An 11,589-nucleotide genomic window follows, 5' to 3' on the forward strand; every position below is an offset into this window, starting at 1 on the left:
CATTGCGCCAGCAATCATGTGGCTGGCGCAAATTTGCCAAAGCCTTTGATGCAAAATATAAAGCGGAGGAGAGCCAATGCCAGTCTATATCCTCAAGCGGCTCGTCGCAGTCATTCCCGTGCTTTTCGGGCTATCGGTCATCGTCTTTCTGGTGATGGCATCAATTCCCGGCGACACCGCAACAGCCCTCCTCGGCTCTTATGCCACGCCGGAAAATGTCGAGCGGATCAACCGCGACCTCGGTCTTGATAAGCCGTTGATCCAGCAATATTTCATCTGGATCAGCAACCTCCTGCATGGGGATTTCGGGCGCTCCTTCGTGTTGAACCGCCCGGTGCTTGATGAAGTGCTGGAACGGTTTCATGCCACGCTCATTCTGGCAGGCGTTGCGCTCGTGCTCTGCACGATATTCGGGCTTTTCGCAGGCATTGTCTCAGCCGTTCGTCAGTTTGGCTGGGCAGATCGCACCATCACCTTCATCGTTCTGGCAGGCATTTCGATCCCGTCATTCTGGCTTGGCCTTCTGTTGATTTATCTCTTCGCAGTGCATTGGCGCATACTTCCGGCATCAGGCATGTATGCAGTCTATGGCGGCGGTGATCTCAAAGATCTCATCTGGCACCTGATCCTGCCTGCTTCCACCCTTGCCGTGGTTGCGGCTGGTGTGATTGCACGATTAACGCGCGGTGCAATGCTTGAAGTGCTGCGGCAGGATTATATCCGCACAGCACGCGCCAAGGGGCTGAACGAGCGCCGCGTGATCTACGGACATGCCTTTCGTGCGGCCCTTGTCAGTGTCATTCCCGTTATCGGCATTCAGGCAGGCTTCGTGCTGGGCGGCGCGGTCTATATCGAGACCGTGTTTCAATGGCCCGGTATCGGCGCCATGCTGGTCAAGGCGATTTCGACCCGCGACATCCTGCTTGTGCAGGGCGGCGTGCTGATCGTAGCAGCCAGCTATGTGCTGTTTAATCTGCTTGCCGATGTCATCCAGACCATGCTTGATCCGAGGATACGCACATGAGCGCAGTTTCGGACACGCCTGAACGTCTGTCGTCATGGCAATTGCTGATGAGCAATCGTCTTGCAGCTTTTGGCTTTTTCCTGCTGGCACTGATCTGCGTTCTCATCCTCATCGTGCCCATCCTGCCGCTGCCGAACCCGGATGCGACCGCACCCGCCAACAGGCTGCAACCCGTCTTTAGCGCGGGGCATCTTTTGGGCACCGATCAGCTCGGTCGCGATATTCTCAGCCGCCTTCTGTGGGGCTCGCGTGTTTCGATTGCGGTTGGCTTTGCAGCCACGCTGATTGCCGCAATCATCGGCTCAACCATTGGCATCGTTGCGGGTTATGCAGGCGGACGCACAGATAATCTGATGATGCGCGGCGTCGATATGTTGATGGCTTTCCCCTATATTCTGCTGGCGCTTGCAATCGTCGCAGCCCTTGGGCCGGGATTGATGAATGCACTTTATGCAATTGCGGTCGTCAATATTCCCTTCTTTGCGCGTAATGTGCGCGGCACCGCACTCGGCCTTGCCAATCGTGAGTTTGTTGATGCCGCACGGCTTTCAGGCAAGGGGCATATTTCAATTCTGCTCACAGAAGTGCTGCCAAATGTGTTGCCGGTGATTGTCATCACCATGTCGACAACGGCGGGCTGGATGATCCTTGAAACAGCCGGTTTGAGCTTTCTGGGTCTTGGGGCACAACCACCGCAAGCCGATCTCGGTTCTATGCTTGGCGAAGGCCGCGCGCAAATGTTCACGGCACCGCATGTCTCCATTGTGCCGGGCCTGATGATTTTTCTGATTGTCATCAGCCTGAATGTTCTGGGCGATGGCGTCCGCGATGTGCTCGATCCACGGCTTCGTTCCGGTGCATTGGCAAGACCCGGCTCACGAACCGCGATTGCCAAAAACAGAAACGTGCCCAAAGCCGCGATGCCCGACGCAACTCTGGCCGTTGAAAAACTCGAAACCGGCTTCGTCAACAATGGCAGCTACACACCGGCGGTCAAGCAAGTATCGCTGCATCTCAATCGTGGCGAATGCCTAGGCCTGATTGGCGAAAGCGGCTCTGGTAAAAGCGTGACAGCGCTTTCCATCATGGGATTGGTTGCCTCACCGCCTGGATTGATCCGCAATGGTGCCATCTATCTTGATGGGAACGACGTGCTGAATATGACGGAAACCGAACTGCCTGCAACGCGCGGCAGCAAAGTTGCCTATGTGTTTCAGGATCCGCTGACCACGCTGCATCCGATGTATTCAATCGGCAAACAAGTAGAGGAAGCAATCGGCGCACATAGCACGATGAGCGCATCCGAACGCCGAAGGCAGGCAATCGCTTTGCTTGAGAAAGTCGGCATTCCCGACGCTCCCGAGCGCGCAGACCATTATCCGCACCAGCTTTCCGGTGGTCAGCGCCAGCGCGTCGGCATCGCTATGGCGCTTGCCAACGACCCCGATATTATCATTGCGGACGAACCCACGACCGCACTTGATGTCACGGTGCAGGCACGTATCCTCGAATTGCTGCGCGATCTGCAACGCGAACAGGGTATGGCACTGTTGTTCATCACCCATGATTTTGGCGTGGTTTCTGAAATCTGTGATCGCGTTGCCGTTATGAAGGATGGCGAAATCGTTGAAACAGGCACCGCAAAGGCTGTGCTCGCAGATCCGCAGCATAACTATACCAAGCGGCTGATTGCCTGCGTGCCGGAACTGGGTCAGGGAGGGAGCTTTCACGACCGGGTTGCAAAGCTGTTCAATGATAAGCAGAGGGGGGTTGCAACATGACAAACGCAGCAATCAACGTGCACAATCTGAGCAAAACCTTTGGTGGCGGACGCACAATTTTTGGCAAACAGCGCCACACCGTCGAAGCGGTCAAGTCAGTCTCGCTTACTCTGGCACGTGGTGAAACCCTGGCCATTGTCGGCGAGAGTGGTTCCGGCAAAAGCACTTTGGCGCGCATGCTGGTGGGCCTGACAGACCCAAGCGATGGAACAATGACAATTGCCGGTCAGGATGCAAGCGCTCTTCGACGTTCCGGACCACGGGCTTTTGGCAAAGTTATTCAGTATGTGTTTCAGGACCCGGTTGCTTCGCTTAACCCGCGCAAGACCATCCGACAAATCCTCGAAACGCCGCTGAAACTTCTTGGGGGGCTTGAGCAAGGCCAGCGCCAAAGGCGCATGGAAGAGCTGCTCGACGCCGTTCAAATGCCCAAAGACACCTTATCACGTTATCCGCATGAGTTTTCCGGTGGACAGGCGCAGCGCATCGCCATAGCCCGAACACTTGCAGCAAATGCTGAAATCATCGTTCTTGATGAGCCGGTTAGTGCGCTCGATGTCTCGGTTCAGGCACAAGTGCTGCTGTTGCTTGATGCGTTGAAACAGGAATTTGGCCTGTCCTATCTTTTCATCAGTCACGACCTTGCGGTTGTTGAGGCGATCAGTGACCGCGTGGCTGTGATGTATTATGGGAAAATAGTCGAGGAAGCCACGGCGGAAGACCTTTTTACCAACCCGCAACATGCCTATACACGTCAGCTTATCGATAGCGCGCCGCGTATAAAAAGAGAGTAGCAAGGCATGGCCCAAAACAGCCGCACCAAACTTCATGCTGCTTCGCCAGGCAAAGCGAAGCGACGGCCCGAGGTGATTGCTGAGCGTATCCGGCATGTCATTCAGACAGAAGGCCTGCAACCCGGTGACCGGCTGCCGCAGGAAAAAGACCTGATTGACCAATTCAAGGCGGCAAAAGGGACAGTGCGCGAAGCGATGAAAGCGCTTGAAACCCAGGGCCTGCTGTTCACGCGGACCGGCCCCGGCGGCGGTGTTTTCGTAGCCGAACCATCGGCGGAACATGCTATGGAAATGCTGGGACATTATTTTTTCTTCGATCAACCGGGTCTTGAAGAGATTTATGCCATACGCAAGCTGCTTGAGCCGGAAATTGCGGCATCGCTTGCAGGCAAGCTGGACAGTTCCGATCTGGAAAGGCTGGAAAGCACGATGCGGTTTTACGACCGCGCGCCGAAAAATCTTGATGATCAGTTTCAGCAGCGCGTAGCAGAGCTCGATTTTCACAGCGAGCTTGCACAACGTTGCCCCAACCGGCTTCTCGGATTTATCTGCCGCCTTACCCATAAGCTGCTGCGTGATATGCCCCTCGCCCGCGCAATTTATGCCGATCCCACACCCAGCTCGCGCGAGGAAGGCCTGTTGTTTCAGCATCGCCTTTTGGCATCTTTGATTGAAAACCGCCCCGAAGATGCGCGCAAAATAGCCCTAGAACACATGATTTCAGCCGAAGAATACATGATTTCCAAGGCAAAACTGCTGTCAAAAAGCCAAAATCCGTAAAAAGCAAAAATTTCGGAACCATCCCGGCGCACGCGCATTAGCAATATGTGCAGGCCGTCGATACACTCATACGACGGCCTCATTTGTTGTTACTACAATGGAGGTTTCGACCCTTTTTATGTGTGGAATTTGCGGAGAAGTCAGGTTCGATGGTGCAACACCATCGGTTTCGGCAATCTCGAAAATGGCAGACTGCCTTGCGCCCAGAGGTCCAGATGCATCTGGCATCGTGGTGCGTGGTCATGTCGGTTTCGGACATCGGCGATTGCAGATCCTTGATCTGTCTGAAAAATCCCAGCAGCCCATGATCGACGCAGATCTGGGTATAAGCGTCGTCTTTAATGGGTGTATTTATAATTTCCGGGAATTGCGCACGGAACTTGAAGCGATGGGCTATCGCTTTTTCTCCGATGGCGACACAGAAGTGATCATCAAGGCGTGGCATGCCTGGGGCGAGGAATGCGTTTCGCGTTTTCACGGCATGTTCGCCTTTGCCATCCATGAGCGCGATACCGGCAAACTGATCTTTGCCCGTGACCGTTTTGGCATCAAGCCGCTCTACCTTGCGCAAGTCAATGGCGCATTGCGCTTTGCATCAACGCTTCCAGCGCTGGTTAAGGCTGGTGGCATCGACACGTCAATCGACCGCGCAGCCTTGCATAATTACATGAGTTTTCATGCGGTGGTGCCACCGCCGCGCACCATCTATAATGGCGTGCGCAAGCTGCCAGCAGCCACCATTCGCGTTTATCAGGCCAATGGTGAATTTCGCGACCGTATCTACTGGCAGCCCCCGCACAGCCGTCGGCCAAGCGACAACGCCATCAGCCGTGAAGAATGGCAAGAGCAGCTTCTTGATAAATTGCGCTTGGCCGTAAAGCGCCGCATGATCTCCGACGTTCCGGTTGGCGTTCTTCTGTCAGGCGGTGTGGATTCGAGCCTGATTGTCGGCCTGCTTGCAGAAGCCGGTCAGGCCGGACTGATGAGCTTTTCTGTCGGTTTTGAAGAAGCCAACGGCGAAAAAGGCGACGAGTTCGTCTATTCCGACCTTATCGCCAAACATTTCGGCACAGACCATCACAAGATATTTGTCCCGTCTTCTGATCTGATGGATGCGCTTCCCGGCACCATTGCCGCCATGTCGGAACCCATGGTTTCCTATGATAATGTCGGATTCTATCTGCTTTCCAAGGAAGTCTCCAAGCATATCAAGGTCGTACAATCCGGTCAGGGGGCTGACGAGGTTTTCGCGGGCTATCACTGGTATCCGCCATTGGTCGACTCCAATGATGTGGTCAGCGATTATGCCAAGGCATTCTGTGACCGCTCGCATGATGTGCTTAAAACCCAGCTATCGCCCGACTGGATGACAGATCGCGACTATAGCCGTGATCTCATCGAAGAGCATTTGCTGCGCGATGGCGCTGATACGCCGGTTGACCGCGCACTTCGTCTCGACAGCAATATCATGCTGGTCGACGACCCGGTCAAGCGCGTCGACAATATGACCATGGCCTGGGGTCTGGAAGCGCGGGTGCCGTTTCTTGATCACGAACTGGTCGAGCTTGCCGCACGTATGCCACCTGAGGAAAAGCTGCGCGACGGCGGCAAAGGCATTTTGAAAGATGTCGCACGCAAGATCGTCCCAAGTGCTGTGATCGACCGCAAGAAGGGATATTTCCCGGTGCCGCAGCTTAAATATATCGCTGGCCCCTATCTCGATATGCTGCGCGATGCGCTTTCATCGCAAAAGGCGCGCGAACGCGGACTTTTCCAGCGCGATTATCTGGATCGTCTGTTTGCGAACCCGTCGGAGCACATCACACCGTTGCGCGGTTCAGAACTCTGGCAGGCTGGACTTCTGGAAATGTGGCTTCAGACGCAAGAGGCCTGAAATGGGGAGGCCTAAGATGAAAAAGACAAGTGAGGTTGACATGACCCGGCAGAAAGCAAGAGGGAGAAACGCTTTCTCGCACAGGCTGACAAGGCTGCGCACACCCGAAGGCGCAGGGTTTTATCAGGAGCATTCAAACGGCAACGCGCAGGGCGCGAGTGACACCACCAACCGCAATGTGATGCTTGATTGCGGTTGGGGCAGATTGCTTTTTGCACAAACCTTTGAAAGCAACGAGGCAATCATTGAGGCCTTGCGCGCCGAAGCACCGGCCAGCCGGGATATTCTGTTTTATGTCAGCGATCCGCATGTGCTGTTGTCACAGGCACCGCAGGAAATCTTTCTCGATCCATCGCACACTTACCGGCTTGATCTGTCCAATTATCGTGCCGGCGGTCGCCAGACGCGTGGCATCAGCATTCGCCGCGCTGTGTCGGAAATCGATGCAGACGGAATCAATGCCGTTTATGCGGCCTGCGGCATGGTGCAATTGCGCCCGGATTTCTTCTCATGTGAACGCGATAATCGAGCCGTCACCTATTTTGTTGCGCAGGATGACGCGAGCAGCGAAATTGTCGGCACTGTCACCGGCATCAATCACCAACGTTTGTTTAACGACAGGGATCAGGGCGGCTCACTTTGGTGCCTTGCCGTGCATCCGCAGGCGCGACAGCCGGGTATTGGCGAAAAGCTTGTGCGCAAGCTTGCCGAGCATTTTCAGGCACGCGGGCTTAATCACGTGGATTTGTCAGTGCTATACGACAATGACAATGCAATCCGCCTTTATGAAAAATTGAAATTCCGCCGCGTTCCGCTTTTCACGATCAAACGCAAGAACGCGATCAACGAAAAATTCTTTGCGCAACCGATCAACGCAATTGGCGCGCTCAACCCCTATGCGCGGATTATCGTCGATGAAGCGCTAAGGCGCGGCGTGCATGTCGATATTACAGACGCCAAAGGCGGCTTTTTTCGCCTGTCCCATGGCGGGCGTTCGATCCATTGCCGCGAGAGCCTTTCGGAAATGACATCGGGTGTTGCCATGTCCATCTGTGATGACAAGGCCGTCACGCGCAGAACCGTCGCAAAAGCGGGCCTGAGTGTGCCCGAGCAGATAGCAGCAAACGCCGAAGACAAGACGCTCGAAGCCTTTCTCGCAAAGCACGATAAACTGGTCGTAAAGCCCGCGCGCGGGGAACAGGGGCGTGGAATTTCAGTCGGCGTAACGACGATGAAAGACTTGCGCGCCGCCATCAAGCAAGCACGCGAAGTGTGCGACCAGGTGTTGCTCGAAGCCTGTTTTGAGGGCGATGATCTTCGGCTGGTTATTATCGACTTTAAGCTGGTGGCGGCGGCGATACGCCGCCCGCCGCGGGTGATCGGCGATGGCAAATCCACGATCCGACGGCTCATCGAGGTCCAGTCACGTCGCCGTCTTGCAGCAACAGGCGGTGAAAGCCGGATTCCAATTGATGCCGAGACCAGACGTTGCCTTGAGCAGCAGGGGCTTACGCTTGACGATATTCTCGCGGATGCACACGAAATCACCGTGCGCAAAGCGGCCAATCTCCATACGGGAGGCACGATTCACGATGTAACGGCAATGGTGCATCCGTCTCTCGTCGAAGCCGCCTGCAAGGCTGCCCGCGCAATCGACATCCCGGTTGTGGGAATTGATTTCATGGTGAAATCACCTGAAACGCCTGATTATGTGTTCATCGAAGCCAACGAGCGACCTGGATTGGCCAATCACGAGCCACAGCCAACCGCTGCGCGTTTTGTAGAATGCATGTTTCCGCAATTGCTCCATGTCCCCCAAAACTGGGAGCCAGCTTCGGGCGGATAAAACACCCAGGCGCATCGCACCGACAAGACCACGCTCTCAGCGAATGCGGTTCATTCTCGATGCCGGCTGTTTATGTTCCAATAATACAGTCGGCATCTGCGTGCTCATTTTACCAGTTTCATGGCAAGTGGGCTTCACACCGAGGCCATTGCTTTTCCAGATATTTTTGATGTTTTACTGCGAGCAGCGTCGTTTCAGATCGCAACTTAAATCCCTTAGAACAACGCGCATATGTATATTATATAATACTTAAATAATAACAAGTAAAAAATATTTTTTATACACAGATTGTTATTGAAATTAAAATACAACAAAAAATAGACCTAATCATTCAAAAAATGGTCAACATCGTGACAGTTTTCATGATCTAGAGAGATTTTTATGAGCATCAAATCATATTCTTTTACTAATTTTGCTCTTTCGCGTCGGAATTTTATAAAAGCGAGTTGTGCTGCACCCTTTGCCGTGTGTGGCTGCGCCTCCCACAATGCCATGGCGCAGAGCCGCTTTTACGCTGAAGCTGTTACCACTCTGGAGGAATCTGTTGTTCCAGGCGATTACCTAAAAAAAGGGAAACCATATCGCAAAACGGCTGTCGATAACGGCTGGCCTATTATCGTGCGACAAGACCTGTCAGAAGCATTTGACGGCAGAGAGAAAAGCAGAAAAGCACTTGTTTCCTTTGTCCAGATAACAGACTTGCATATTATTGATGCCTCTTCGCCGGGACATGCGGCATTTATGCGCCAATATGGTGGACCAAATGGCAACATTGACGGGGCACCGTTGGCGAACGCGTGGCGCCCTCAAGAAACGCTCACAGTGCATGTGCTCGATGCGATGATCAGGCGTTTGAACGCCCTTGCCAAAGGGCCTGTTTCCGGGCGAAAGTTTGATTTTGCCATATCAACCGGTGACAGTGCCGATACGCGCGCCATGCACGAACTTGAAACCGTCTTGGCACTGCTGAATGGCGAATGGGCCACCATGTCCGCCAGCGGAACGGAATATGTCGGCGTCCAGGGCAATCATGGCCTTACCGAAGAAACTTACGATGCTTACTGGCATCCAGAGCCCGTATCCAACGGACATAAAGACGATTTGTGGAAACGGGCATTTGGCTACCCTGAAATCGAAGGCTTTTTAGCTGCGGTAAGCCAACCCGTAAAAGCAGAAGGTTTCAAAATGCCATGGTATTCTGGTTTTGGAAATCATGATCAGCTTGACTATGGCGTTTTTGGCGCGGGAAACATCACAGATTTCATATCCGCGCTAAGCGTCTCGAACCGGGTGGTCACGGCCTTACCCAAAGCGATGCCGCCTGAAATGTTTATTGGCGCAGTCACTCAGGGAACAAACGCGCAAATACAGGAACTGATGTCTTCCCTGCCATCCATGGATACGGTCCCGTCGATAAATCGCCGCCCTTTTTCAAAGGAAGAATTTATACAGAAACATCTCGATGCGGCAGGCGCTTACGGCCCCGTCGGCCACGGGTTTTCAACTGACAATCTAGCCCAGCAGACAGCCTACTATACATTCAATATGGCGGATGGCGTCATCGGCATAATGCTTGATTCTACCAATCCGAATGGCGGCCCTGACGGCTCACTTGATACGCCTCAGGCCGAATGGCTGGAACGCCAATTGACGGAAAATTCGTCAAAATATTATGCGACTGACGGATCAATCGTTAATTCAGCAAATAAAGACGCGATCATCGTTATCTTCTCTCATCATAATTCGATTACATTTGATAATCTCAAGCGTGCGCCAGCTGGCCAGCCTGACAACACCCGTATCGGTGGAGCCGAGTTCATTGCACTGCTGTCCCGCTTTCCAAATGTTGTGCTCTGGGTGAACGGTCATACGCACTGCAACCGTATCTGGAGTCATTACGACCCCCGAAATAACCAGCACGGATTTTGGGAGGTTAACACCGCAGCACATATCGATTACCCACAGCAATCAAGAACGATTGAAATTTTTGACAATCGTGACGGCACCCTATCAATCTTCGGCACAATTATAGATCATTCATCGCCTGATTCAATCATTCGCGAAGGCCCCCAAACAGCAGCGTCGCTTGCAGCACTGAGCCTTGAACTCGCAATGAATGATCCCGCGCTGGACAGAGCCTATCGACTGGGGGTACCGGAGGATTTAAACGTCGAACTCATCGTTAAAAAACCTTTCTAGAGGTAAAATTGCCAGTGAAACTGCCTCTCGAGAGCAATCTTTTGAAGTTTATTTTCTACCCGGCAGATCGCCTGACTATGCAACGCGTTCAGCGCCCCGCCCCAATACGCTCGACCGTTGAGAATTATGCTAATTAACTGTCAGAATGACCTTCTAAAACAAGAAGGTCACTCTGTATTGATATACTACAAGAGTATTTTATTTTGAGAACAGAAGTTTCCAAACGCTTCCACCTAGGACACCACCAAGTAATGGCGCCGCCCAGAAAAGCCAAAGTTGGCTAAGAGCTGGAACAGCGGCAAATAGCGCAACACCTGTTGACCGAGCTGGATTGACAGATGTGTTTGCAATTGGTCCAGACATCAGAATTATCGCTGTAAGGCACAAGCCGATGGCAATCGGTGCGATACTTTCTAATGCAGGCGACGATGTTGTGCTCAGGATGACAAAGATGAACATGCCCGTCAAAACAGTTTCAGCGATCGCGGCGGAAAGAATATTGTAGTGATCCGGTGATAGTTCACCGTAGCCATTGCTTGCAAAACCGCCGATTTCAAACCCGGCTTTGCCAGTGGCGATGATGTAGAGAACGCCAGCGGCAACAACCGAGCCTGCTACCTGAGCTATCCAGTAGGGAACCAGAGATTTGGCTGGAAATTTGCCCGCAACAGCCAATCCCAGCGACACTGCGGGATTGAGATGGGCACCTGAAATTCCACCAAGTGAATAAGCCATCGTCATGAGGCTCAGACCAAATGCAAAAGCTATGCCTAAAATACCAATCCCAAGATTAGGGAATGCTGCGGAAACAATCGCGGAACCGCAACCAATGAATATAAGCCAGAATGTGCCGATAAACTCGGCCGTTAATTTTTTAAACATAAGTTTTCCTACAAGATAAATATTACTTAGTTGGCGATGTCAAAATCACCAAGTAGATGTAATTTTTGATAAATTATTTTATTTAGAAAGTCTGCATTAACGCGCATTCCGAAAAGTTTGGAACGGTTTTCGGATAAGATGCGCGTTAAACTTATGGTGAGAACGTCGATCTGATTTAATCAGATTAAAACGTGCTTTAGTATCCGTGCGCCGTCTTGAGCGCCGCACGCACACCGGCTTCATAATCAGGATGTACGAGCTTGAAGTGCGCCAACTGACGTTCGACGATAAAGCCCGGCACACCGCCCATGGCTGCTGCAATGTTCGAGAACAGGCGTTGCTTCTGCCCATCATCAAACAGATTGAACAAAGCACGTGGCTGCGAATAA

The 11,589-nt window shown here is 52.8% G+C and carries 9 protein-coding genes; 7 read left to right on the forward strand and 2 right to left on the reverse strand.

What is annotated here, in order from left to right:
- The first annotated feature begins 76 nt into the window (after positions 1-76).
- The 7 genes from ABE527_RS18220 (at position 77) to ABE527_RS18250 (ending at position 10,318) form a co-directional block, all read left to right on the forward strand.
- On the forward strand, positions 77-1,024 hold the full coding sequence (locus ABE527_RS18220; RefSeq protein WP_499697827.1) for an ABC transporter permease: 948 nt from the start codon (positions 77-79) through the stop codon (positions 1,022-1,024).
- Positions 1,021-2,805 (forward strand): dipeptide/oligopeptide/nickel ABC transporter permease/ATP-binding protein, encoded by a 1,785-nt coding sequence (locus ABE527_RS18225; RefSeq protein ID WP_499697828.1) that lies wholly within the window; start codon positions 1,021-1,023, stop codon positions 2,803-2,805. The genes ABE527_RS18220 and ABE527_RS18225 overlap by 4 nt, the downstream gene beginning before the upstream one ends.
- Positions 2,802-3,599, forward strand: coding sequence for an ATP-binding cassette domain-containing protein (locus ABE527_RS18230; protein ID WP_499697829.1), 798 nt, complete (start codon positions 2,802-2,804; stop codon positions 3,597-3,599). The genes ABE527_RS18225 and ABE527_RS18230 overlap by 4 nt, the downstream gene beginning before the upstream one ends.
- Before the next feature lie 6 nt (positions 3,600-3,605).
- Complete coding sequence (locus ABE527_RS18235) at positions 3,606-4,379, forward strand: FadR/GntR family transcriptional regulator (RefSeq protein ID WP_265986463.1); 774 nt, start codon at positions 3,606-3,608, stop codon at positions 4,377-4,379.
- A 118-nt stretch (positions 4,380-4,497) separates the two neighbouring features.
- The gene (locus ABE527_RS18240; RefSeq protein ID WP_265986464.1) at positions 4,498-6,273 is read left to right on the forward strand and encodes an N-acetylglutaminylglutamine amidotransferase; all 1,776 of its coding nucleotides are present in this window, start codon (positions 4,498-4,500) and stop codon (positions 6,271-6,273) included.
- Between the two features lie 16 nt (positions 6,274-6,289).
- Positions 6,290-8,119 carry an N-acetylglutaminylglutamine synthetase gene (gene ngg / locus ABE527_RS18245; RefSeq protein ID WP_265986465.1) on the forward strand — a complete coding sequence of 610 codons (1,830 nt, stop codon included), beginning with the start codon at positions 6,290-6,292 and terminating at the stop codon, positions 8,117-8,119.
- Positions 8,120-8,500: 381 nt separating this feature from the next.
- Complete coding sequence (locus tag ABE527_RS18250; RefSeq protein ID WP_499697830.1) at positions 8,501-10,318, forward strand: TIGR03767 family metallophosphoesterase; 1,818 nt, start codon at positions 8,501-8,503, stop codon at positions 10,316-10,318.
- A 198-nt stretch (positions 10,319-10,516) separates the two neighbouring features.
- Here the strand turns inward: ABE527_RS18250 and aqpZ are convergent, their stop codons facing one another.
- Complete coding sequence (gene aqpZ, locus ABE527_RS18255; RefSeq protein ID WP_499697831.1) at positions 10,517-11,200, reverse strand: aquaporin Z; 684 nt, start codon at positions 11,198-11,200, stop codon at positions 10,517-10,519.
- 196 nt (positions 11,201-11,396) lie between these two features.
- Positions 11,397-11,589: catalase-related domain-containing protein (locus ABE527_RS18260; RefSeq protein ID WP_499697832.1), on the reverse strand; the 193-nt coding region annotated here is incomplete at its 5' end.

Source organism: Brucella sp. TWI432 (assembly GCF_039674445.1).
Classification (GTDB): domain Bacteria; phylum Pseudomonadota; class Alphaproteobacteria; order Rhizobiales; family Rhizobiaceae; genus Brucella; species Brucella chromiisoli.

What these genes read in the sequence shown, in the direction of transcription:
- ABE527_RS18220 (WP_499697827.1), top strand. Translation starts at nt 77, where the DNA reads ATGCCAGTCTATATCCTCAAGCGGCTCGTCGCAGTCATTCCCGTGCTT.
- ABE527_RS18225 (WP_499697828.1), top strand. Translation starts at nt 1,021, where the DNA reads ATGAGCGCAGTTTCGGACACGCCTGAACGTCTGTCGTCATGGCAATTG.
- ABE527_RS18230 (WP_499697829.1), top strand. Translation starts at nt 2,802, where the DNA reads ATGACAAACGCAGCAATCAACGTGCACAATCTGAGCAAAACCTTTGGT.
- ABE527_RS18235 (WP_265986463.1), top strand. Translation starts at nt 3,606, where the DNA reads ATGGCCCAAAACAGCCGCACCAAACTTCATGCTGCTTCGCCAGGCAAA.
- ABE527_RS18240 (WP_265986464.1), top strand. Translation starts at nt 4,498, where the DNA reads ATGTGTGGAATTTGCGGAGAAGTCAGGTTCGATGGTGCAACACCATCG.
- ngg (WP_265986465.1), top strand. Translation starts at nt 6,290, where the DNA reads ATGAAAAAGACAAGTGAGGTTGACATGACCCGGCAGAAAGCAAGAGGG.
- ABE527_RS18250 (WP_499697830.1), top strand. Translation starts at nt 8,501, where the DNA reads ATGAGCATCAAATCATATTCTTTTACTAATTTTGCTCTTTCGCGTCGG.
- aqpZ (WP_499697831.1), bottom strand. Translation starts at nt 11,200, where the DNA reads ATGTTTAAAAAATTAACGGCCGAGTTTATCGGCACATTCTGGCTTATA.